The following is a 24,125-nucleotide window of genomic DNA, read 5'->3' as shown; positions in this document are numbered from 1 at the left end:
ATATTTTCACAAGCTAATTATCATTGCTAGAATCTTTAAATAAATTATCAGTCATAACTTTTGCTGCATTATAGCCCATTGATTTTTCTCTTTGATTCATTGCAGCAACTTCTATAATCATCGCTAAATTTCTTCCAGCCCTAACTGGAATTAGTATTTTTGGAATTTCTACATTTAGAATTTCTGTAAAATGATCATCAAGTCCAAGTCTATCATATTCGTAATCTTCTCTCCAATGTTCAAGTTCTATTACCAAATCAATTTCTGTTGAAACTTTTACAGATCCTGTTCCATATAATCTTCTTACATCAACAATTCCAAGTCCTCTGATCTCAGTATAGTGCCTAATGTTTTCTGGCGCTTGTCCTACAACTTTATTGTCATAAGCTGCCATTTCTACCACATCATCTGCAACTAGCCTGTGTCCTCTGTTTACAAGGTCTAGTGCTGTTTCACTTTTACCAACAGAACTTTCTCCAAGTATTAAAACTCCTACACCAAAAACTTCCAATAATTCGCCGTGAACTTGAGTCCTATCTGCAAAAATATATTCTAGTTCTTGAGAAATAATTGAAGTTAATTTTGTTGTTGGCAATTTTGATCTTAATATTGTTATATCGTAATAATCTGCTAAATCTAAGATATCTTTTGGAAGTTTTGCGTTGTATGAAAAAAGAATAGCTGGCATTTTGTAAGATAAAATCCCCCTAAATCTTTCATATTGCATTTTATTATCAAGACTTGTTAAGTAAGTGTATTCAACACTACCAATAATTTGAAGTCTTTTATATGGAAATTCTTCCAAATATCCCGTCAATTGAAGACCTGGTCTATTGATATCTGGACTTTGCAAAATGACTTCATCATAATCTGTCGATTTATGAACTATTTCAAGGCCCAAAATATCAACCACATCTTTTAATTTTACACTTGTTTGTTTTCCCATTTTTTCCTCTTTAATTATTTAATTTGAAATATTTTATTATTTCAAGAGCTTGATTTTCTCCAATCAAATCTACTTCCATCAATTCTTCAAGGCTTGCTTTTTTTATATTTTTTATACTTTTAAAATGCCTTAAAAGATTTTCTTTTTTTCTTTTTCCTATACCATTAATTTTGTCAAGCTCAGATTTTTTCATAGTTTGACTCATTAATTTTCTATGATAATTTATGGCAAATCTGTGAGCTTCTTCTTGAATTTCATAGATTAATTTGTAGACTGGATCTCGTTTTTTTATTGGTATTTCTTCATTTTCATAGATAATAGCTCTTGTTGTATGCTTATCGTCTTTAACAAGACCTGCAACTTCGATTGAAAAATTTAATTTTTCCAAGACTTTTTTTGCGGACTTTACTTGACCCTTGCCTCCGTCCATCAAAATTAAATCTGGGAGTTTTCCAAATCCTGTATAGGTGTTATTATTTTTAATTTCTTTTTTTGCCCTTTGAAATCTTCTTGTAAGAACCTCTTCAAGTGAATGATAATCATCCGGGCCTTCTATAGTTTTTATTTTAAATTTTCTATACTCTTTTCTTTCAGCTATTCCATTTTGAAATACAACCATTGATCCAACTGATTGGACTCCCGATGTATTTGAAATATCGTATGCTTCAATCCTATTTATAGCTTTTAAATTTAAAATCTCTTTTAAGCCATTTAGACCAGAATGTTTTTTTCTTTCTTTTTCTTCAAGCCTTTTTTCATATTTTTTCATCATGTCACTTGCATTTCTGTAAGCCATATCCACTAAGTCTTTTTTGTTTCCAAGTTTTGGGCAAGTTATGCTAACTTTTTTCCCTTTTTTATTTTCTATAAATGATTTTAAAAGCTTTTGATCTGATGGCATGGTTCTAACCAAAATTTCTTTTGGTACATACATTAGATTTAGGTAAAATTGTTTCATAAATGATGACATAATATCTGCATCATCTTCCCTATAATCATCTTTTATTATAAAGTGTTCCCTATCGACAATTTTCCCATCTCTCATAAAAAACACCTGCATGGTAACATAAAATATCCCCTTAGACATGGCAATAATATCCATATCATCTCCATTTGTAGTGGTAACTTTTTGTTTTTGAGAAATGGTTGACAAGGCCCTATGGTAATCTCTGTATTTTGCAGCATTTTCAAAATCCAAGCTAGCACTTGCCTTGTTCATTTTTTCTATTACTAAATTTGGTATATGGTCTGATTTATTTTCTAAAAAATCCTTTATTTTTTTTATATTCTCCATATACTCAACTTCATTTTCATTTCCAATACAGGGAGCCTTACACCTGTGGATGTAATAATTTAGGCAAGGTCTATCTAGCTTTTGACCCTTGTCAAAATTCAAATTGCAGGTTCTAAAGGGATAAAGACTGTGAAACAATTCTATTACATCATTTACTGCATAGGCATCAGGATAAGGGCCAAAGTAAAAGCCCTTATCTTTTTTTACATTTCTTACCTTTTGAATTCTTGGAAATTTCTCATTTGTTATTTTTATATATGGGTACTGCTTATCATCTCTTAAAACAATATTGTATCTCGGTCTGTTTTTCTTTATTAGATTTGATTCTAATACTAGAGCTTCGACCTCATTTTCTACAATTATATATTCAAAATGATCTATATGACTTACCATGGCAAGGACTTTTCTGCCCTTATTTTTGTTATTATCAAAATATTGACTTACACGTTTTTTTAAATTTATAGCCTTTCCAACATAGATTATTTCATCTTGGCTATTTCTCATTATATACACGCCTGGTAAGCCTGGTAACTCTTTTAGTTTTTCTTTTATTTGATTATTCATCAAATTTCTTTACAACTTTCTATTAAATATTCTAAATCTGATCCTTCAAGATATGGAGATAAAAGTTCTTGGCATTTTTTGTTATAGGAATTAATCCATTCTATCTCCCATTTATCAAGCATTTCTATATTTATTGGTCTAGTATCTATTGGAACATAGGTTAGGCATTCAAATTTCATAAATTTACCAAATTCATTTTCCAAATCTTTTTTAACATAAACTTCACTTTCAATTCTTACCCCGTGTTTGTTTGCTATATATAAACCGGGTTCTATTGAAGTAGTCATATTTTCTAATAATTCAATATCATTAAATTGGGAAATATTATTTGGACCTTCGTGAACTGTTAGACTAAATCCAACTCCATGGCCTGTTCCGTGGAAATAATCTTTTCCAGCTTTCCACAATGGATATTTTGCTATTGCATCTAGCCTTTGTCCCTTGGTTTTTTCTTTAAATCTTGCACTCATCAAGGCGATGTGAGATTTTAAAACTAGGGTATAATTTTCTTTTTCTTCTTCTGTAAGTTCTCCAAGGGCAATTGTCCTTGTTATATCTGTAGTTCCTTCTTTGTAATGGGCTCCAGAATCTACCAACAAGAGTGATTTTTCTTCTAAAGTTTTTGATGAAAGTGATGTTGGTTCATAATGAACAATAGCTCCATTTTCTTTGTAACCTGCAATTGTTTCAAAGGAGTCTTCTATATATGATTCGTTTTCTTTTCTTAAATCTTGCAATTTTTTGCTAGCTATAAGCTCAGTCAAAGATCCTGTACTTGTTCCAACTTCAACCCAATTGAAAAATTTAACAAGACTTACCCCATCAATAATATAGGCTTTTTTCTCATTTTCTATTTCTGTTTCGTTTTTTACAGCCTTCATTTGAGTTGATATATTTATTCCACTTGTTATTCTCACGTTTGAATTAATTGAATCAAAAATTGCAACATTTGTTCTTTCTGGATCTATATAAATCCTATTTTTGCCCTTAATATTTTTTAATAGAGTATAAATATAATCGTAGGAATGAACTTTAACCTTATTTTCTTTTAGATATACCAAAACTTCATCATCTAATTTGTCTTGGTCTATGCAAAGATGAATTTCATCCATTGAAACCAACAAATATGATAAAACTACTGGAGTATAGCCAATATCATTTCCCCTAATATTTAAAAGGTAACAAATATCTTCTGGAGAGCCTATAAAGTTATAATCACACTCTTTTTTCTTAAGTTCTTCTCTAAGTCTATTTATTTTTGATTCTAAACTTTCTCCAACATATTTTAAATCATAAATCCAAACTTTTTCTTTTGGAAGGCTTGGTCTATTTTCCCAAATTTGAGAAATATAGTCTATATCATAAACCAAGGCACGTGATCCCATATTTTCGCTTAAAGATTTGTAATCTTTAACAGAATAACAATTTCCATCAAAACCAATTTTTCCAAATTCTCCTACTTCTTCTAGTAAAAATTCTTCCATTGTAGGATCTTCTTCAAAACCTTGTTTATAAAATTCAAATTCAGAAAATTTCAATTCATTTTCAGCTTGTAAAAAATATCTAGAATCAGTCCAAAGCCTTGCCTTATCTTTTGTAACAACACAAACTCCTGCAGATCCTGTAAAACCCGAAATAAATTCGCGAGTTTTGTAATAATCACTGATATATTCTGATTGGTGAGGATCAGAAGTATTTATAATATATGCATCTATTTTTCTAGCAGCCATTAGCTCTCTGAGCTTTTCTAGTCTTTGATTAATATTCATAATTTCTCCTTTAATTTTTATCTTTTAAATATTATACCATTGTTAGAAAATTAAAGAAAAATATAGAATTGATTTTTTCAATCTCTTTCTATATAATTAATAATGCTAAATAAAGAATAAATAAAGAAAGAGTGATTAAATGAAATTAGGAATAGTTGGCCTACCAAATGTAGGCAAATCAACTTTATTTAATGCTATTACAAAAGCTGGAGCAGAAATCGCAAATTATCCTTTCTGCACAATAGATCCAAACGTAGGACTTGTAAATGTTCCAGATTATAGAGTTGATTATCTTGCAAAAATGCACAATTCAAAAAAAATTGTACCAGCAGCTATAGAATTTTATGATATAGCAGGACTTGTAAAAGGAGCAAGCAAGGGTGAAGGATTGGGAAATAAATTTTTATCAAATATTAGAGAAACTGATGCAATAGTAGAAGTTTTGCGTTGTTTTAATGATCCAAATGTAACCCATGTTGACGGAAATATTGACCCATTAAGAGATATTGAAACAATAAATTTTGAGCTTATTCTTTCAGACCTTGAACTTGTTGAAAAAGTTTTGGCAAAAAGAGAAAAAGTTGCAAAATCTGATAAATCAGCAAGAAGTGAAGTTGAATTATTAAAAAGAATAAAAGAAGTTTTGGAAGAAGGAAAATCTGCCAGAGTTTTAAATTTGCACGATGAAGAAAAGGCTCTTCTTAAAACCTACCAACTTCTTTCAACAAAACCAATAATTTATGTTTGCAATGTCGATGAAAGCGATGTTGCAAATAACGGTGATGATAATGAATTTGTTCAAAAAGTTAGAGAATTTGCAAAGGAAGAAAATGCCCAAGTTTCTGTAGTAAGTGCAAAAATTGAACAAGAAATATCTGAGCTTGAAAGTGATGAAGAAAAGAAAGAATTTTTGGAAATGATTGGTCTTAGCGAATCAGGTTGCGATCAAGTAATAAAAGATTCTTACAAAACTTTAAATTTGATTTCGTTTTTGACAACTGGAGAAGATGAAACTAGAGCTTGGACAATTACAAATGGAACAAAGGCAGTTGATGCTGCTGGAAAAATTCACACAGATATACAAAGAGGTTTTATCAAAGCAGAAATCGTAAGTTTTGATACCCTAAAAGAATATGGTAATATGGCAAAAGTAAAAGAACATGGTCAACTTCGTATGGAAGGAAAAGACTATGTGATGAAAGATGGAGATATTACCAACTTCAAATTCAATGTTTAGGTGAAATATGAAAAAACAAGCAAAACTTATAGTTCACACAGGATCAATGTTTTCTGGAAAAACCACTTCCTTATGGCGTGAATTGTATAGGATGAAAGTTGCAGGCTATAAAACCATCGCCTTTAAACCATCAGTCGATTCAAGGCACAAAGATGAAAAAATAATAAGCCACGATAATCTTGAACTTGATGCAATAAAAATAGAATCTATAAAAGAAATTTTAGAATATGCCCAAAACAATGAAATTGATGCAATAGGAATTGATGAAGTTCAATTTTTCCCAGACGAACCATCAAAAATAGTAGATTATTTTATAAAACTTATGCAAAATCACATTACAATTGTTGTATCAGGACTTGATATGGATTATAAGGCAAGACCTTTTGAAATTGTAAAAGAGTTAATGCCAATAGCTGACGAGTTAATAAAACACCATGCAATTTGTGCTTCATGCGGTGAAGATGCTTGGGTTTCATTTAGAAAATCTTACAATGAAGATAGGATTGAAATAGGAGCCCAAGACTCCTACGAACCCTTGTGTAGATCATGCTACAATAGAAAAATGAAAGATAGAGAAAAAAATAAAAATCAAATTTCACTAGATCAAATTTAACTACTCATTTTGACTAGTTCAGACTGTTGAAAAACTAAAAAATGTCCATTTCTACCGAACGTAGTGAGCAGAGAAATCTCATGAGATCTCTCCGTGCGTTCGCTTCAGTCACACTAAAACATGTTTGCTTTGCAAACTTTTTCGTGCTTTAGCACTTAGTTTTAGGAATAAATATGCCAAATCAAGTCATATTTATCTAGTCGAGATGGGTTTTAGCGTAATTTTGTTTTAAATTAATAATGAATTAATAAACTGACTTTGTCTACGCTCTGTACTACTCATTTTGAGTAGTTTTATTTTTGAAAAAATTTATATTTACAAACAAAAAAGGCTGCTTTTTATAGCAACCTTTTTTTATTTATAAAATTATTATCTTTCAACTACTAGAGCTGTTCCCATTCCTCCACCTATACAAAGTGTAGCGAGTCCTTTTTTAGAATCTCTTTTTTCCATTTCATATAATAGTGTTGTAAGAATTCTTGCTCCTGATCCTCCGATTGGGTGACCTATTGCAATTGCTCCACCATTTACATTTGTTTTTTCTGGATCAAATCCCATTTCATTTCTTACAGCGTATGATTGAGCTGCGAAAGCTTCGTTTGATTCAACTAAATCAAGATCTTCAACTTTCCAACCTGCTTTTTCAAGAGCTTTTTTACTTGATGGAATTGGACCTGTTCCCATAACTTTTGGATCAACTCCTGCAGATGCATAGCTTACGATTGTAGCTAGTGGCTTAACGCCTAATTCTTTAGCTTTTTCTTCACTCATAACTACAAGACAAGCTGCTCCATCGTTAATTCCTGATGCGTTAGCTGCTGTAACTGTACCATCTTTGATAAATGCTGGTCTTAATTTAGAAATTCCTTCTTGTGTAACACCGTCTCTAATATATTCGTCATCTTCAACAACTGTTACATTTCCTTTTCTATCTTTAATTTCTACTGGAGCGATTTCATCTTTAAATCTTCCTTCAGCACGAGCCTTGCTTGCTCTTTGTTGACTTACTGCTGCAAGATCATCTTGCATTTCTCTAGTAATTCCATATTTTTCAGCTACATTTTCAGCTGTAACTCCCATATGGTAGTCATTATAAACATCCCAAAGACCGTCAGTAATCATTTCGTCAACAAATTTTTTGTTGCCCATTCTTGCTCCCCATCTAGCTTCGTTTAATAAGAATGGAGCATTTGACATGCTTTCTGCACCACCTGCAAGAACTACATCAACATCTCCTGCTAAAATCATTTGAGCTGCTAATGAAACTGTTCTAAGACCAGATCCACAAACTTTGTTGATTGTCATAGCTGGAGTTGTTTGAGGGATTCCAGCACCAAGTGAAATTTGTCTAGCAACGTTTTGTCCAAGTCCTGCTTGTAAAACGCAACCTAAAACTGTTTCATCAATATCTTCTGGTTTGATTCCTGCTCTTTCGATAGCTGCTTTTGCTGCAACTATACCTAAATCTACAGCACTTTTTGTTTTTAATGCACCACCAAAGCTTCCAACTGGAGTTCTAGCTGCACTTGCAATTACTACTTTTCTTGTCATAATTTCCCCTTTCAATTTTATATCTGATAATTTGTTATCTTAACTTACAATATAATTATAACATGTAGTTAAAAATTTATCAAACATTTTTTGAAACTTTCTTTTGGATTTTGAAATCCTTTTTCTTATATTTCTACTTACAATAAAAATATACAGGATAAAAAAAATTTTGCAAAAAATTAAATAAAAAAACATCCAAAAATTTGGATGCAAAAATTATTTATTTTTATTTAATTTTAGATACAAGCTTGTAATTATTATAGTTACAAGTACTGGCACTACCCATGGGAAATCCACTATGTTTAAAGAAATTATTTTCACAAATCCTTTTAAGATTGATTCTAAAGCTTTTAATATTGAAATATTTACATTAAACATATCTGATAAAATTTCCATCAAACTAACAAAGGCATCTATAAAAGAAACTATTGCTACTACTATAAATGAATTTCTTATCACGATTTTATTTATATGATCTTTTTCAAATAAGTTAAATATAACCAAAATAACAGCCAACGGATAAACAAATTGTAAAAATGGTCCTGTTAATCTAATTATTGATTCTACTCCAAGAGCTGAAAGCAATAAGGAAACCAAAGCTATTATAATTGCAAAAAATTTATATGAAACTTTGTCTTTTGTAAACTCAGAAAATATATTTGATATTGATGAAATCAACCCAATAGAAGTTGTAAAACATGCCATAATAATTGCTACAATTAGAACAAACTTACCTTTATTTCCTAATACTTTTTCAGCTATATAATTTAACAAAGTAACTCTTGAATCTGTATTAATACTTGTTGAAACACTTGCTCCCAAAAATGTCAAAGAAATATAAACAAAAGCAAGTCCCAAAACAGCTATTAATGATGCTTGGATAGTTTTTTTCAAAAGTTCATTTTTGTAGCCTTTATTTATAACACTTTCAACAATAATCGGTGTAAAGGCTAAAGCTGCCAAAGCATCCATAGTATTGTATCCTTCAAGCATAGAATCTGAAAATATTTTTCCTACATTTAAATTAATTTCTTTTATTTGACCAATTGGACTTGATACACCAACTATTATCATTATTAATAATGAAATTAATAAAAGTGGTGTCAAAAATTTACCTATAGTGTCTACAACCGAATTTTTTGCCAAGGCCAAAAATAAGGATAGACCAAAAAATATCAAGGTAAACACAAAAATATTTATATTAAATCCTGCAGATTGGACCATTTCAAAACTTGTTGCAGCTGTCCTTGGTATTGCTCCAAGAGGTCCAATGCAAAGAGCAATAATTAAAATAATTGCTTTTGAAAGTTTATTTCCAGCAAGAGAAGTAAAAGTAAAAATATTTCCTTGTCTTTTTGCCATACTAACTACAGCTAATAAAGTTAGCCCAACTCCTACAATTGTGAAGGCAATTGATGCTAATAACCACTTATCTCCATAAGTATATCCCAACATTGGTGGAAATATTAAATTTCCCGCCCCAAAAAACATTGCAAATAATGCAAATCCTATAACTAATATATCCATAACTCCTCCTTAGTATATTTTATATTTTACCATTTTTTTGATTACTTATTAAGTCTTTTTTAAAGTTTTTTTCATTTTTTTTTATATTTTCTTGCAAATTATGAGATTTACTTATGGATATTTTTATTAATTATAAATTTGAAAACATTTTATTATGAATTTTTATTATTTATTTTCACTTATTTGCTTTAATTTGGTATAATTTACCTTTTTGAAAAAATTTATTTTTTTATAAAAAAAATAGGAGATTTCTCTCCTATTTATATGCTTCTATAAATTTTTTATCTTCATCTGTTAAAGAAAACTTATTTTGGTCAGTTATTATTTCCGCCCCATCTTTTCTTATAACGAGTTGGTGTTCAAATTGTGAACAAACTGAACCATCTTTAGTTCTTGCTGTCCATCCATTTGCATCCATTTTTGATTTCCAATCGCCTACTGCAATCATAGGTTCGATTGTAAATACCATATTTTCTTCTATCCTAGGACCAAATCCTTTTTTACCATAGTGTGGAACTTGTGGATCTTCGTGCATTTCTTTTCCTATACCATGACCAATAAAATCTCTTATAACTGAAAAACCATTTTCGCCTTCAACGTATTCTTGGATTGCATGGCCTATATCACCAATTCTATTTCCCGGTTTTGCAGCTTCTATTCCTTTGTAAAGAGCCTTTAAATTTACATCAACTAATTTTTTATTTTCTTCACTTAATTTTCCAATTTTATAGGTCCAACATGAATCTGCAAGTCCACCCTTGTAATCTATAACATTATCTATTGAGACTACATCTCCTTCTTTCAATTTGTAATCTGAAGGAAATCCGTGGCAAATTTCATCGTTTACAGATATGCAAAGTGTATATGGAAAACCTTGATAACCTAATTGAGCAGGTCTTGCCTTTTTATGCTTTATAAATTTATTTGCAAAATCATCAAGAAATTTTGTTGTAATTCCAGGTCTTATTATTTCTTTTATTGCAAGGTGTGTTTGGCAAAGAATTTCTGAAGCCCCATACATTTTTTCTATATCATTTTGTGTATAAAGTCTTATCATTAAGATTCCTTCTATATTTTATAATTCTTTTTGAGCAATGAATTGGAATTTATCTTGGTCTAATTTTACGTCTACGTCCCAATTTGAATTTATAGAAATATCTTTTGTTAATTGGTCAAAATAATACATTACAATTCCTGCATCTACTAAATTTGCTTCGTCTTTGTAATCTTCTAGGTATAATTTTACAAGATTATCAATCAAAACAAATCTCCAAGGTTGTGAATTGTATGATGATGGTGCAAATCTTAGGTATGAGAATAAATCATCAAGTCCTCTTTGAGATAATTCTTCAACGCTTGCTTTGTGATCAAGGCTATCAATAAATACAAATTCATTTATTCCTTTTCTATCATCATATCTGTGTTCTCTAACTTCTTCTTTTGAAGCTTCACCTATTGCAAGAATTGACATGATTTTTCCTTCAGCATTTACAAATGCTGATTTTAAAATATCATCGCTTACTCCACTTACTGTAACATAGCATGAGCCAAGTCCTTCTTCTTCTAATTTTGTAATTAATTCTTCAAGGCCATAAGCTCCTTTTACTAAGGCATTTTTGTTGTCGTTTTTAATTTCAAGTCCAACATATAATGGAGCCTTAATCATAACTCCCTTGTAACCTGCATTTCCTTTTAATTTGAAATAAACTTCTTCGCCTTTTTTGTTTACTTGGTAGTTAAGATCGCTTTCACCAAATCTATTTTGAATTTCAGTAATAATTTGGTAAATTTTTTTGATTTTTGTATCATCTACATTTTGACCTTTAAAATCTCTTGTAGAAGTTCTTGTTTTTAAAAAATTTGTAGTTAACATAATTCCTCCCGTTTTTAAATATTATACCTTAAATAGGTAATTATTAAATAAATTTATTAGCTAAGCTTAAGCAAATTCTTATACTTATATGATAAAATATAAATATGAAATTTACAAGCAAACAATTACAAGCAGCAAATCATTTGGATGGTCCCTTGTTAGTTTTAGCAATTCCTGGATCTGGAAAAACTACTATGCTTTTAGAAAGAATTAAGATTTTATCCAAAAATATTGATCCTTCAAAAATTTTAAGTTTAACTTTTTCTAAGATTCAAGCTAGGGATATGAAAAAAAGATTTGATGGCAAAAAATCAAATTTTATGACCATCCATGCTTTTTGCTATCTTATAATTAGAAATTATTTAAAAAAATACAATAGAAGTGTAAATCTTATTGAAGATGAAAAAATTTATAACAAGTACAATCTTGTTGGTGAAATTTATAAGAAGATTAATAATAAAAAAATTTCCAAAGAAGATTTGAATTTATTTTTTCAAAAAATATCTTTTATGAAAAACTCCCTCCTTGATCCTTCTTATCTTGACGAGGTGGAAATATCAAATATCAAAAAAATTTATTTTGAATATGAAAAAGTAAAAAAAGAAAAACACCTTTTAGATTTTGATGATATGCAAGTTTATGCCTTGAAATTATTGGAAGATAAGGCTTTACTCAAATCTATTAAAAATAAATACAAATACTTTCAACTTGATGAGGGGCAAGATACTTCCCTTTTGCAATTTAAAATTCTAGAAAAAATTGTTTGGCCTGAAAATAACCTTATGGTTGTTGCTGATGATGACCAATCTATTTATTCTTTTAGGGCTGCAGATCCAACTTATCTTTTAAATTTTAAAAATGTTTATAAGGATGCAAAAATTTTAAGCCTTGATACAAATCATAGGTCCTGTGAAAATATAATAAATTTAGGGGAAAATTTTATTGGACAAAATAAAAATAGGTACAAAAAAACTTTTAAAGTTTCTAGAAAAATCCCTGGACAAATAAAAACCAAAACTTTTTCTGATTTTTCTAAGGAATATGACTTTATCTTAGAAAATCTTAATAAAAAAGAAAACACTGGAATTTTATTTAGAAATAATATATCTGCGATTTCTTTAATTTCATATTTTTTAGAAAATAATATAGATTTTACAATTGGTTCTAACATAATGGATTTTTTTGACTCAAAAATTTTTGTTGATATGGTAAATATAATTAAATTTTCAAAAGATTTTTCAAATGTCGAAATTTTTTCCGATATTTACTATAAAATCTCAACTTATTTATCAAAAGAAGACATTGAAAGATTAAAGTACAAGGCTATTAATGAAAATATTTTTGATTTTTATGAAAATTCTCAAATTGAAGATTTCAAAAAAGATAGTCTTTTTAATATTGAAAAGAAATTGAAACATATAAGAAAACTTCCAATGGACAAAAAAATTTCTTTTATTTACAAGAGTCTATCCTATAATTCTTATATAAATATGATTAGTAGAAAACACAATGAGGAAACTATAAACAAGGACATTTACATAGAAAGTTTAATGTATTTTTCTAAATCTTGCAAAAATCTTGAAGAAATTTATGAAAAAATTGACCTTATAGAAAAAAAATCAAAGTCTTTAATAGAATCTAATATAAAGCTTTCAACTATCCATTCTTCCAAAGGTTTAGAATATGATAAAGTTTTTATAATTGACTTGGTTAAAAATGAATTTCCTATTATTTTGGATGAAGAAAATTATTTGGAAAGGCTTGAGGAAGAAAGAAGAATTTTTTATGTAGGTCTTACCAGGGCAAAAAATAGCCTTTACTTACTGAGCCTCAAAAAACGAAACAAAAAAAGTGTAAATCCATCTATTTTTTACAAAAATAGCCAAGAAATAATAAAAAATAGCCTTGGACCAAAGAAATAAATTCTTTGACCCAAGGCCTTTATTTATAAATTTTATCCAAAATTCCATTTAAATATGCCAAAACTATCCCATAATTTGTCATGGGAATATTTTTTTCTTTCGCCATTTTTATTCTTTCCATGACATATTTTTTATTAAACATACAAGCTCCACATTGGATTATAAGATCATATTTTTCAATATTTTCAAAATCCTCTCCCCTTGTAAAGTCAATTTCTACATCCTTATATTTTTTTTTCAAAAGTTTTGGAATTTTTACTGTTCCTATATCTTCAGTCATTGGTGGATGGGAGCAAGCTTCTGCAATTAGTATTTTTTTTGCTCCTTGATCAAGTTTTTTGACTGATTCTACATAATATTTTATATCCCCTTTGAATGCTGAAAATAAAACTGAAAATGAAGTCAGTTTTATATCCTTATCCAAAATATTATAAACTTCTTTAAAATATTGGGAATCAGTTATTACAAGGTCAGGTTTTTTCTTAAATGAATTTAAAGTATTTTCCAAATTTTCAAGATTTGTGGAAACCGCTGTAGCATTTTTGTCTATAATTTCTCTTATAGTCATAACCTGCGGCTTTACCAACCTAAATTTTGGTGCTTCAGCATCTTGGGGAATGACTAATAAAACCAAATCATTTGCCTTTACAAGATTTTTTGTTATAGTCTTATCTTCAATTTCAAATTTTGACCTAACTTTATCAAAAAATTTCTCCCTATCACCCTTTTCCTTCAAATTTATAAGCAAGGGATCAAGTCTTTCAAATTTTTTAAAAATTTCTTTACCAATTTCCAAATCCTGCTTACTCGCAATAAATAAAATATTTTTATGCTTATTTTTTAAATCCAAAAGATTATCAATTTCATCTTCTAGTGATAGAAAATATAAAATCACATCAGCTTTTTCGATTGTCTTTTTTGTTTTTGAAATTCTTTTTTCATATAAACTTGTCTGATCATCAAAACCCGCCGTATCAAAAAATAAAACCGGACCAAAATCGTGAATTTCCATAGCCTTTTTTATAGGATCTGTTGTTGTCCCCTTTTTGCTTGATACAATCGAAACATCTTGGTCACATATAAAATTTAAAAAGGAAGATTTTCCTGAATTAGTCTTTCCTAACAAAACAAGACTAAGTCTTTCTGAATTATAAGCTTTCATATTTTTCCTTAAATTTTTCTACAATAAATCAAATTTCTCTTCTATCTTCCAAGGCTCTTTCTAAAGTGAGCTGGTCAAAATATTCCAAATTTGAACCGACAGGAATTCCAGAAGCAATTTTTGAAACTTTGATATTTTTTCCTTCTAACAAATGAGCTAAAAACAAAGAAGTTGTTTCTCCCTCGATTGTAGAAGAAATCGCCAAAATAATTTCTTTAATATTTTCCTTATCAATCCTGTCTAATAATTTATCAATAGATAAATCTTCAGCCTTTACATTATCAGAAGGAGAAATTAGTCCTCCCAAAATATGATATTTTCCGTGAAAAACTGAAGATTTTTCAATGGCATATAAATTTTTTACATCTTCAATTACACAAATTATACTATCTTCTCTTGAAACATCCTTACAAATTCCACAAACTTCATCTTCTGTTAAATTTCCACAAATTTTACAAGGATGAATTTTGGATTTCACTTCAAGAAGAGCATTTGAAAATTCTTCTACACTATCCAAATCCTTTCCTACTATACTCATCGCAAGTCTTTCGGCACTTTTTTTACCAATTGTAGGAAGTTTTTGGAATTGTTCAATTAATTTAGTTAAACTTTCAGGATACAAGCTCATTACATTAGTCCAGGAATATTAATATTTCCTGTTAATTTTCCCATTTCTCTTTGTGTATATTCGTCAGCTTTTTTCAAAGCATCATTTACTGCTGCAACAACCAAATCTTCTAGCATTTCAGTATCTTCAGGATCAACTACATCCTCGTCAATGTTTATTTTAACTAATTCTTTTTTTCCATTTACAACAGCTTCGATAACCCCACCACCTGCGGTTGAAGAAAATTCTTTTTCTTCAATTTCTTGTTGGGCTTTTGCCATTTCTTTTTGCATTTTTTGTACTTTTTTCATCATATTATTCATATTTCCACCTGGAAATCCGCCTCTTGCCATAATATTCTCCTTTATTCTTCAATTATTAAATCATTATCAAAAACTTCTTTTAGTTTTTTTATTACATCGTCTTGTGGATCTTTTTTAGATCCTCCTATACTATTATTCTTGTTAGAAATTTTTTTGTCAATAGATGATACTTTTAGGTCAAATTCTTTTCCAGTAACCGCCTTTAAAATTTCTTTCATTCTTGGTTTTGATTCTTCTAAAAATTGGTAATACAAAACATTAGAATAATAAACTATGAATTTTTCATTTAAAATATCATAATTAAAACCTTCATCTTTAAACATAGCCCTTAAAATTGGTGAGGATGTTGATGAAAGTTCACTTACAAAAAGTTCTTCTTGATCTTTGTCTAGAACAAAACTTTCTTCACTCTTCTCCTCTAAATTTACATTTTCATCCTTTTCAATAAGATTTTCATGATTATTTTTTTCTTCTTCTATTATTTTTTTATCATCTGAAATCTTATTATTTTCAAAAGATTTTTCTAGACTTTCTTCATTATTTATTTTTTCTTTTTTAATAGGATTAGAATTTTCTTTTACTATAAATTTATCCGGATTAAAATTTTCAAATTTTTGATCAACCAATTTATTAATTATGTCGATTATATTTTCTTTTTTTTCTTCTTCTAATTTTTTTATTCTTGATAGAATATTTTCTTCATCTTTTAAATTTATCAGTCTTAAAATTGCCATTTCCATAAGAAGAGAAGAATTATCAGATAATTTCATCCTATTTGAATAATCATTTAAAATTTCAAGATATCCAACTAGCCTTTCTGATGAAATTTTTTCAATTTTTTCTTTTATTAGATCAAGATAATCTAAATTTTCTATATATTTTTCATTTTGGCTTGTCTTATAAACCATAATATCCCTAAAATATCCAACAAGCCCATCCAATATATCCTCATCATCCTTGTCATTTTCTCTTAAATAAAAAAGTAAATCCAAGGATTCTTTTTGATTATAAGAAATTATATTATCAACTAATTTATCCAAAGATTTAAAATCAACCAAACCCAAAATATTTTCTACATCTTTTAGGGAAAAATATTCTTTTTCTATTGATAAAACTTGGTCCAAAATAGAAAGCGCATCTCTCATAGCTCCCTTGGCTTTTTTTACAATAAGATCTTTTCCCTCTTCTTGCATAGAAATATTTCTGTCAGATAAAATTATATTAATTTGCTTAATTATATCTTCTCTGCCAATTTTATTAAATTCAAATTTTTGAACTCTTGATAAAATAGTTTTTGGAATTTTTTCAATTTCTGTTGTAGCAAGAATAAAAACCAAATGACTTGGTGGCTCTTCCATAATTTTTAATAAAGCGTTAAAAGCCTCTCTTGTAATCATGTGGGCCTCGTCAATAATATAGACCTTGTATTTCAAATTATTTGGTGGATAAACAACAGTTTCTTTCAAATTTCTAATATCATCAATTCTTCTGTTACTTGCAGCATCCATTTCTACAACATCCATTGTCGATTCTTCTTCTATGGATTTACAATTTTCGCACTCACCGCAAGGTGATGAGTCTTTAGGATTAAGACAATTAATTGCCTTGGCAAAAATTTTTGCACAAGTCGTCTTTCCACATCCTCTTTCTCCAGCAAATAAATATGCGTGAGATATTTGACCAGATTTAATCTGATTTTTCAAAACATTTACAACCCTATCCTGACCCAAAACATCAGAAAATTTTTGGGGTCTGTATTCTCTATATAAAGCTTTTGCCATAATCTTTCCTTTCCCTAAAGATTATACCATAGTGAAAATATTTTTTTAATTTAAAAATTTATTTGAATTTTTTTGAAAATAAAGTATAGTTTTTATCTGTAAGCATGGAGAGCTGTCCGAGCGGCTTAAGGAGCACGATTGGAAATCGTGTATACATTGATAGTGTATCAAGGGTTCAAATCCCTTGCTCTCCGCCATGCACTAGATGGGGAGTTAGCGGTGCCCTGTAACCTGCAATCCGCTATAGCAGGATTGAATTCCCAAGTTAGGATTTTAAAATATATAGTCTGCCTCAAATAAGCGGTGTTGATTGATGGGTCTTACGCAATAAGAAACTATGAACCATGTCAGGACGGGAACGTAGCAGCATTAAGTAGATCTTCTTATGTGCCGTAAGGTCACCTGTCATGAGCTGGCTGTTTGAGTAACGTATAAATTTTATTATACAAGCTTGGGTGTGCTTACATAATATACTCTAATAAGGCCTTTTGTTTTAACAAAAGGCTATTTTTTTAAGAAGGAGTAAAAATGATTGGTGAAAAATTAAAAAAATTATTTAATCAACCTACTGCAAATCTTATAACTCCAGCAAGTGAAGTTGCAGTTGTAAGAGAAGATGACACACTTTTACATGCCATAATTGTTCTTTCAAATAGGTCATATCAAACTATTCCTGTTCTTGATGATAAAGACAGGGTCAGAGGGTTAATTTCAATTTCAAAAATTGTAATTTCTTCAGAAGATGTTACATTTTTTAATGAAGAAATTCTAACTCAAACAAAGGTAAGTGAAGTTATGGATCAAATTGTCCCAATATTGTTTGACGACTCAGACCTTGAAGACATACTTAGACTTATTATAAATAATAATTTTATATGTATAACTCACAGAAACGGATATTTTGTTGGAATAATCACAAGAAAAACAATTTTGGAAAGATTTACAAATATTGCCCATAATTTAGAAAACGAATATAAATTAATTGAAAAAGAATAAAAAATACTCTTGCAAAAATTTTTGCAAGAGCTTTTTTTATTTTATCCTAAAAATCCCAGATCCATAGGCAGGTATAATATTTTTATTTTTTAAATTTTCATCAAAACTTGTCAAAACTGCCTTTGTTTTATTTAGGTAGCCTATCCTATATTCCAAGTCAGTCAGATTAATTATAATTAAATATTCAAAATTTTTTCCTTTCATTTTAAAAGCAAAAAGCGAATAACCTTCAATATCTAAAACTTTTGTCTGGCAATTTTTTTCATATAAATCCTTATTATCTTTGAAAAAATTGGAAATTTTCTTATAAAATTTATTAAAATCTTTTTCATTTTGATTTTTCACTTTAAAATCTATCTCTTTATCAAAACTATAAGTTTCCAAAGATCCAATTTCATCTTCCATAAATAGAATTTTTTTAGAATTCAAGGTATAAGTAAGCAAAAACAAGGTCTTTAATTGGTCATATTTTTTATTATCTGAGTGCATTTTCATAGCAAGACTTGCTCCCTCGCCCAAACTATCAAAATAATTAAAACCAAGTAGAAATTTCCTATAATCATTTTCAATCAAATTCTTTACTATATAAGAATAATCATGCCTTTGATAAGGATATTTTTGCATAATTTTTATAATTTTTGCCATAGTTTTATCATAGATATAGGAAAATCCTAAATCAAGACCAACATCATCTTTCCAAATTGAATTATAAAAACCAAGACTTAATTTATTTAAACTTTTTATATGAGAATTCATTATTTTAATAATTTCTATCCAACTATGGTTAAATCCTCTTGACTTATCCCCTTGCCAAAATATCAAATTTTCTAAATTAATAAGAGATAAGCCATCAATATTAAATTCATCAAATAAATAATCAATAAATGATAAAATAAATGATTTTACAATTTTTTTATCTGAATCTATATTTATTTTCCCATCATAATTATATAAAATATCATCATAATCATAATTATACATATTTGTTCCATCAAATCTAAGCAAAGATTTTTCATTAGGATAAAAAGAAGATATTTCTACATCCATGATTATTCCTATATTATTTTTATGGCACCTATCAATAAAGATTTTTAAATCTTCTAAATCAAGTAACTTTTTATTATAAGAAAAACTGTCAGTAAAAATTTCCATAATTTTAAAATGAGTAAAGTTATTTTCTTTTATATAATCAATAAATTTATCATTTGTAAAAAATTTCTTATCTATATTTCTAAAATTTATTTCATAAATATTTAAATTTTTATTTTCCTTGATTTTATAAGAATAATCAAAAGACTTATCGAAAACCATGGAATTTTCAAATTTTTCATCTGATATTTTAGAAAATGGATCTAATTTATAAGATTTTCTCCCGTTTTTATCCTCAATAATATATAAATACCTATCAAATTCTTTAACATTTTTTATAGTTTTTGAAAAAACTCCAGTTGAATATTTTCTAAGTTTTTCCTCTTTCCAACCATTAAAATCACCGACTATGTAAATATTTTTTGCATTTGGCCCAAGTGTCCTAAATATATAGGAATTTTCACTTTTTTTATGATTTCCAAAAAACTTATAGCCATCAAAAGATTCCCCATTCAAATATTTTCTAGTATCCATCTTTATTCCTTCCTATATTTAATATAAAATAATCATCTATTAATTCATTATTCATTATATCATATATGCTTCTTAGTCCAAGAAATCATCTTGTAGTAAAGTGATTTTTTATGTATAATATATATATGAAAAAAGAAAAGGAAAACATTTTATGGAAATTTTAGATAAACACGGAAACGATAAGTCAGACATGCAAAATATCTATCTGAAAGTGCTATATGCAAAAAAGTTTTCTACTTCCAATAATATAAATTCTAGGATTCATTTTCATCCATTTACAGAATTTTATTTTATTTTAGATGGAAAAGGAAAATTTTCAATTGAAGATAGGGTTATAGATACAAGTAAAGATGATTTTTTTATCATTAATTCAAATGTTGGCCACAGCATATATTCATCTAAAGAAGAAAATTTAGTTTATATATCTTTTGGGGTAGACAGTATTTTTGTAAAAAATCTTTTAAATGACAATAATATTGAAGAAGATAAGTACATATATAAAAACATAGAAGAAAATCAAGAATATTTTATAAAATCCTTTGATATTATTAATGAAGAATTCAATTCTAATGATATATTTGCTCAATCAATGGCAAATGCAAAGGCAAGCGAATTTGTTATATCTTTACTTAGAAAATTCAAAGACGAGATAATTATCACAAATGACATTAAAATCAACAAGCAAATTGATTACATTAAAAATTTCATTGATAATAATTACTCAGAAGATATTAAGCTCGAAAGTCTATCAAAAATGGCCTATATGAATAAATTTCATTTGATTGCAGAATTCAAACAATCATACAGGGTTACCCCTATCGATTATTTAATTTTAAAAAGAATAGAAGTCACAAAAAACCTACTCATTAGCACAAACCATTCAATGGAAGAAATATCATCTATAGTAGGCTTTAATTCCCAATCATATTTTAACCAAGTTTTTAGAAAAAAAGTAGGCTTAACCCCTTCCCAATTTAGGAAAAATCACAGAATATAAATTCAAAAAAATGACTGTTGCAAAACTATGAATAATCATAATTATGCAACAGTCCATTTTATATTATTTTAATTCTTCAATTCTAATTCTTTTAATAACCCCATCTTTCATGCTTATAATCTTAAATTTATAAGATCCATATATTAGCCTGGTATTTTCTTTTAATTCATTTATACCTTCAAGCTTAGCAATTTCATAAACCAAACCACCCAAAGTGTTTGACATATCCTGAGGTATATCTAATTTGTAATCTTGTTTTATCTTTTTTACTGTCATAGCAGCCGAATAAGTATTATCAATTTTTGCCATTAAGCTATCATCTTTAACAACAAATTTTATTATAACAAATATTAATCCTATTGATAAAGATCCAACTAAAATATCAAGCAAATCTACTGAATATAAAAGCATTTTCCTAGCTATTACAAATAAAATCAAGGTGAGGATAGCTTCGTGAGATCTGGTTAAAATCATCTCAATTAGCTCAATTCCCACAACCAATAAAAGTGCAAATTTCAAAAATTCATTTAACAAATCGTAATTTTGTTTAAAATCTGAAGCCTTAATTACAGAAATTGCATATTTAACAAGAATCGGTATTGACAAAATTAAAGAAAATAAAATACTTATACATATAACAATTTCAACGGCTTTAATAGCCACCTCAATTTTTTCCTTTATTTTTTTTTCCATAAAATCTACTTTCTTTTAATAATCAACGCCCTTTGTATATTTTGAACTTGCATTCCAAAGTAAAAATTCATTTTGACCAGAATCATAGATAGCATTTATTTGAGCTTCGACAGCTTCCTTATCATATTCCATATAATTTCCACTTCCAATCCAAGAAGCTGTAAAATCTTGAATCCAAGGTCTTGATTGAGGCTTATGTTCAATTTCAGAAAATTCTTTTTGTTCTTCTTTTAAATATCTTTTTACAAGCTCATAAGGTTCTAGATCCGGCTTTTCAATATCAAAAGAATAAAATCCCCAATGAGATGGATAAATCATAGAACTCATTACATCCGCTTGATTAGAAATTTCTTTAAAATCTTGACCGATTCCATCAGCTCTTCCAACCTGCATAGAATAGCCAAAAACATCAACCCCACATGGAGTATCATAGTCTTGAAGCATCTCTCTTGCCTCTTTTACAAAACTAGTGATGGCATCAACCCTCTTGTCACCATCTTTCATATTAATATTTTCCCATTTTCCTTTAGAATAATCTAAATCATCGCCCATATTCTCAAATCCTTCAGCAAATCTAACATAATCAAATTGAATTTCATCAAATCCGACTTGTGCTGCTAGTTCAGCAATTTTTAGATTATAATTTCTAACCTCATCCATATATGGATTAATAAAAGATTCTCCAAGTCCATTTACCAACAAAGATCCATTTTCTAATTTAAAGCCCCAATCAGGATGTTTTTCAGAAATTACAGAATCTTTGAAAGTTGTAATCCTAGCAATCACATATATACCTTTTGAGTGCATCTTTGAGATAAAATCTTCTGCATCAATAATTTTATCAGTAGCATACTTTATATCCTTATCATTAGATTTAAAATCACAAGTAATGTTGCCCCAGTCATCTTTGACATCAATAACAACTGTATTAAGTTTTGTACTAGTAATTAAATCAAGGATTTTTTTATAAGTTTTTGGATCGGCTGCCGAATAAGGATTTAAATATATACCTTTGACCCCATCTTTTGGATAATATTTAGATTTTTTTTCATTCAATGACTTTAACCTAGAAGTATCATAATCCATATTATAATCATCAGGTGCAACTCCAACAAGATAAGGTTCTCCTTTGGTTTTTTTCTCTTTTTTATTATTTATAGTTAAATTAGAATTTATATTAGAAAATGAATTACTATCATCTTGTTTTTTGTCATTTTTTAAAGAGCAAGATGAGAAAGTAATAGAAATTAAAAACAAAAATAATAAATATATTTTTTTATTTTTCATATAAACTCCTAGCCAAAATAAATTAAAAAAAGAGCAAGTCTAAAAGACTCGCTCTAAATAATATTATTGAATTACTTTAGAAACAACTCCTGAAGCAACTGTTCTTCCACCTTCTCTTACTGCGAATCTTAATCCTTCTTCAAGAGCGATTGGTTTTTGTAATTTGATTTTGAATGTTGCGTTGTCTCCTGGCATTACCATTTCTGTTCCTTCTTCTAGTTGGATATCTCCTGTTACGTCTGTTGTTCTGAAGAAGAATTGTGGTCTATAGCCTGAGAAGAATGGGGTATGTCTTCCTCCTTCTTCTTTTGTTAGTACGTATACTTGACCTTCGAATTCTGTGTGTGGGTGTACTGAGCCTGGTGCTGCTATTACTTGTCCTCTTTGGATTTCGTTTCTTTGTACTCCTCTTAGTAGTAATGCACAGTTATCTCCTGATTCTGTTACGTCTAGTGATTTGTGGAACATTTCGATTCCTGTTACTACTACTTCTCTTGTTTTGTCTGTTAATCCTACGATTTCTACTGTTGATCCTAGTTTTAGGGTTCCTCTTTCTACTCTTCCTGTTGCTACTGTTCCTCTTCCTGAGATTGTCATTACGTCTTCTACTGGCATTAGGAATGGTTGGTCGTTATCTCTTTCTGGTATGTCGAAGTATTCGTCTACTGCATCCATTAGAGCTAATATTTTGTCTGACCATTCGCCTTCTCCGCCTTCTTGTAATGATTTTAATGCAGATCCTACTATTACTGGTGCATCATCTCCGTCGAAGTCGTATTCTGATAGTAGATCTCTTACTTCCATTTCTACTAATTCGATTAGTTCTGGATCGTCTACTTGGTCTTCTTTGTTTAGGAATACTGCGATTTTTGGTACTCCTACTTGTCTTGCTAGTAGGATGTGTTCTCTTGTTTGTGGCATTGGACCGTCTGCAGCTGATACTACTAGGATTGCTCCGTCCATTTGGGCTGCTCCTGTGATCATGTTTTTAACGTAGTCAGCGTGGCCTGGTGCATCTATGTGTGCGTAGTGTCTGTTTTCTGTTTCGTATTCTACTACTGATGTGTTGATTGTGATTCCACGTTCTCTTTCTTCTGGTGCTTTATCGATGTGTTCGTAGTCTACGTATTCACCTGTTCCATATTTTTTGTTTAATGCTTGGGTGATTGCTGCTGTTGTTGTTGTTTTACCGTGGTCTACGTGTCCAATTGTACCAATATTAATATGTGGTTTACTTCTTTCAAATGTTTCTTTACTCATTATTTCCTCCTAAATATTATAAAAATACTATACCATAAATTTTATATTTTTACTACAATTACATTCATTATACCGTTTATTTTGCATATTTAAAAATAAT

20 protein-coding genes, 1 tRNA gene and 1 other RNA gene are annotated in these 24,125 nt (G+C 28.9%); 7 read left to right on the top strand and 15 right to left on the bottom strand.

The annotated features are described in order from the left end of the window. Positions 1-13: 13 nt before the first annotated feature. From hprK to BN3265_RS04130, 3 genes are read right to left on the bottom strand one after another with little or no spacing between them, the layout of a single operon-like run. Positions 14-946 carry an HPr(Ser) kinase/phosphatase gene (gene hprK, locus BN3265_RS04140; protein WP_058990294.1) on the bottom strand — a complete coding sequence of 311 codons (933 nt, stop codon included), beginning with the start codon at positions 944-946 and terminating at the stop codon, positions 14-16. Positions 947-956: 10 nt separating this feature from the next. After that, on the bottom strand, positions 957-2,804 hold the full coding sequence (gene uvrC, locus BN3265_RS04135; RefSeq protein WP_058990293.1) for an excinuclease ABC subunit UvrC: 1,848 nt from the start codon (positions 2,802-2,804) through the stop codon (positions 957-959). After that, positions 2,804-4,573, bottom strand: coding sequence for an aminopeptidase P family protein (locus BN3265_RS04130; RefSeq protein WP_058990292.1), 1,770 nt, complete (start codon positions 4,571-4,573; stop codon positions 2,804-2,806). The genes uvrC and BN3265_RS04130 overlap by 1 nt, the downstream gene beginning before the upstream one ends. A 139-nt stretch (positions 4,574-4,712) precedes the next feature. Between BN3265_RS04130 and ychF the strand changes: the two genes are divergently transcribed. Together ychF and BN3265_RS04120 are read left to right on the top strand one after the other, a co-directional pair. Beyond that, positions 4,713-5,810 (top strand): redox-regulated ATPase YchF, encoded by a 1,098-nt coding sequence (ychF, locus tag BN3265_RS04125; protein ID WP_058990291.1) that lies wholly within the window; start codon positions 4,713-4,715, stop codon positions 5,808-5,810. A gap of 7 nt (positions 5,811-5,817) precedes the next feature. Beyond that, on the top strand, positions 5,818-6,423 hold the full coding sequence (locus tag BN3265_RS04120) for a thymidine kinase (protein WP_058990290.1): 606 nt from the start codon (positions 5,818-5,820) through the stop codon (positions 6,421-6,423). Between the two features lie 369 nt (positions 6,424-6,792). Here the strand turns inward: BN3265_RS04120 and BN3265_RS04115 are convergent, their stop codons facing one another. From BN3265_RS04115 to BN3265_RS04100, 4 genes are all read right to left on the bottom strand, one after another. Beyond that, positions 6,793-7,974, bottom strand: a complete 1,182-nt coding sequence (locus tag BN3265_RS04115; RefSeq protein WP_058990289.1) for an acetyl-CoA C-acetyltransferase — start codon at positions 7,972-7,974, stop codon at positions 6,793-6,795. 216 nt (positions 7,975-8,190) lie between these two features. Continuing rightward, a complete protein-coding gene (gene brnQ / locus BN3265_RS04110) occupies positions 8,191-9,501 on the bottom strand; it encodes a branched-chain amino acid transport system II carrier protein (protein WP_058990288.1) in 1,311 nt (436 codons plus the stop codon). A 256-nt stretch (positions 9,502-9,757) separates the two neighbouring features. Continuing rightward, the gene (gene map / locus BN3265_RS04105; protein WP_058990287.1) at positions 9,758-10,558 is read right to left on the bottom strand and encodes a type I methionyl aminopeptidase; all 801 of its coding nucleotides are present in this window, start codon (positions 10,556-10,558) and stop codon (positions 9,758-9,760) included. 18 nt (positions 10,559-10,576) lie between these two features. Next, positions 10,577-11,374 (bottom strand): nitroreductase family protein, encoded by a 798-nt coding sequence (locus BN3265_RS04100; protein WP_058990286.1) that lies wholly within the window; start codon positions 11,372-11,374, stop codon positions 10,577-10,579. A 104-nt stretch (positions 11,375-11,478) separates the two neighbouring features. Between BN3265_RS04100 and BN3265_RS04095 the strand changes: the two genes are divergently transcribed. After that, positions 11,479-13,296, top strand: coding sequence for an ATP-dependent helicase (locus tag BN3265_RS04095; RefSeq protein WP_058990285.1), 1,818 nt, complete (start codon positions 11,479-11,481; stop codon positions 13,294-13,296). A gap of 19 nt (positions 13,297-13,315) precedes the next feature. Here BN3265_RS04095 and hydF read toward each other — a convergent pair whose 3' ends face one another. From hydF to dnaX, 4 genes are read right to left on the bottom strand one after another with little or no spacing between them, the layout of a single operon-like run. Beyond that, on the bottom strand, positions 13,316-14,458 hold the full coding sequence (gene hydF / locus BN3265_RS04090) for a [FeFe] hydrogenase H-cluster maturation GTPase HydF (RefSeq protein ID WP_058990284.1): 1,143 nt from the start codon (positions 14,456-14,458) through the stop codon (positions 13,316-13,318). Between the two features lie 28 nt (positions 14,459-14,486). Continuing rightward, a complete protein-coding gene (gene recR / locus BN3265_RS04085) occupies positions 14,487-15,086 on the bottom strand; it encodes a recombination mediator RecR (RefSeq protein ID WP_058990283.1) in 600 nt (199 codons plus the stop codon). Continuing rightward, positions 15,086-15,418 (bottom strand): YbaB/EbfC family nucleoid-associated protein, encoded by a 333-nt coding sequence (locus tag BN3265_RS04080; RefSeq protein ID WP_058990282.1) that lies wholly within the window; start codon positions 15,416-15,418, stop codon positions 15,086-15,088. The genes recR and BN3265_RS04080 overlap by 1 nt, the downstream gene beginning before the upstream one ends. Before the next feature lie 11 nt (positions 15,419-15,429). Next, positions 15,430-17,169 carry a DNA polymerase III subunit gamma/tau gene (gene dnaX, locus BN3265_RS04075; protein ID WP_058990281.1) on the bottom strand — a complete coding sequence of 580 codons (1,740 nt, stop codon included), beginning with the start codon at positions 17,167-17,169 and terminating at the stop codon, positions 15,430-15,432. A 106-nt stretch (positions 17,170-17,275) separates the two neighbouring features. Here dnaX and BN3265_RS04070 point away from each other — a divergent pair. The 3 genes from BN3265_RS04070 to cbpB all read left to right on the top strand — a co-directional run bounded on the left by BN3265_RS04070 (position 17,276) and on the right by cbpB (position 18,165). Next, a tRNA-Ser gene (locus BN3265_RS04070) sits at positions 17,276-17,366 on the top strand. Beyond that, positions 17,366-17,632: signal recognition particle sRNA large type (gene ffs, locus BN3265_RS09305), an RNA gene on the top strand. The genes BN3265_RS04070 and ffs overlap by 1 nt, the downstream gene beginning before the upstream one ends. 65 nt (positions 17,633-17,697) lie before the next feature. Then, on the top strand, positions 17,698-18,165 hold the full coding sequence (gene cbpB, locus BN3265_RS04065) for a cyclic-di-AMP-binding protein CbpB (protein WP_058990280.1): 468 nt from the start codon (positions 17,698-17,700) through the stop codon (positions 18,163-18,165). A 36-nt stretch (positions 18,166-18,201) separates the two neighbouring features. On the opposite strand, the gene BN3265_RS04060 is transcribed toward cbpB, so the two are convergent. Further along, positions 18,202-19,788, bottom strand: coding sequence for a GlgB N-terminal domain-containing protein (locus BN3265_RS04060; RefSeq protein ID WP_058990279.1), 1,587 nt, complete (start codon positions 19,786-19,788; stop codon positions 18,202-18,204). 151 nt (positions 19,789-19,939) lie between these two features. Between BN3265_RS04060 and BN3265_RS04055 the strand changes: the two genes are divergently transcribed. Beyond that, positions 19,940-20,785, top strand: a complete 846-nt coding sequence (locus tag BN3265_RS04055; protein ID WP_058990278.1) for an AraC family transcriptional regulator — start codon at positions 19,940-19,942, stop codon at positions 20,783-20,785. A gap of 63 nt (positions 20,786-20,848) precedes the next feature. Here BN3265_RS04055 and BN3265_RS04050 read toward each other — a convergent pair whose 3' ends face one another. The 3 genes from BN3265_RS04050 to tuf all read right to left on the bottom strand — a co-directional run bounded on the left by BN3265_RS04050 (position 20,849) and on the right by tuf (position 24,025). Then, positions 20,849-21,478 (bottom strand): HlyC/CorC family transporter associated domain-containing protein, encoded by a 630-nt coding sequence (locus BN3265_RS04050; protein ID WP_058990277.1) that lies wholly within the window; start codon positions 21,476-21,478, stop codon positions 20,849-20,851. A gap of 15 nt (positions 21,479-21,493) precedes the next feature. Continuing rightward, the gene (locus BN3265_RS04045) at positions 21,494-22,765 is read right to left on the bottom strand and encodes a putative glycoside hydrolase (protein WP_058990276.1); all 1,272 of its coding nucleotides are present in this window, start codon (positions 22,763-22,765) and stop codon (positions 21,494-21,496) included. Positions 22,766-22,828: 63 nt separating this feature from the next. Next, positions 22,829-24,025, bottom strand: coding sequence for an elongation factor Tu (gene tuf, locus BN3265_RS04040; RefSeq protein ID WP_058990275.1), 1,197 nt, complete (start codon positions 24,023-24,025; stop codon positions 22,829-22,831). Positions 24,026-24,125 lie beyond the last annotated feature (100 nt).

The sequence above is a fragment of the Anaerococcus rubeinfantis genome (genome assembly GCF_001487145.1).
Lineage (GTDB): Bacteria > Bacillota > Clostridia > Tissierellales > Peptoniphilaceae > Anaerococcus > Anaerococcus rubeinfantis.
This window is presented reverse-complemented; position numbering and strand designations above follow the sequence as displayed.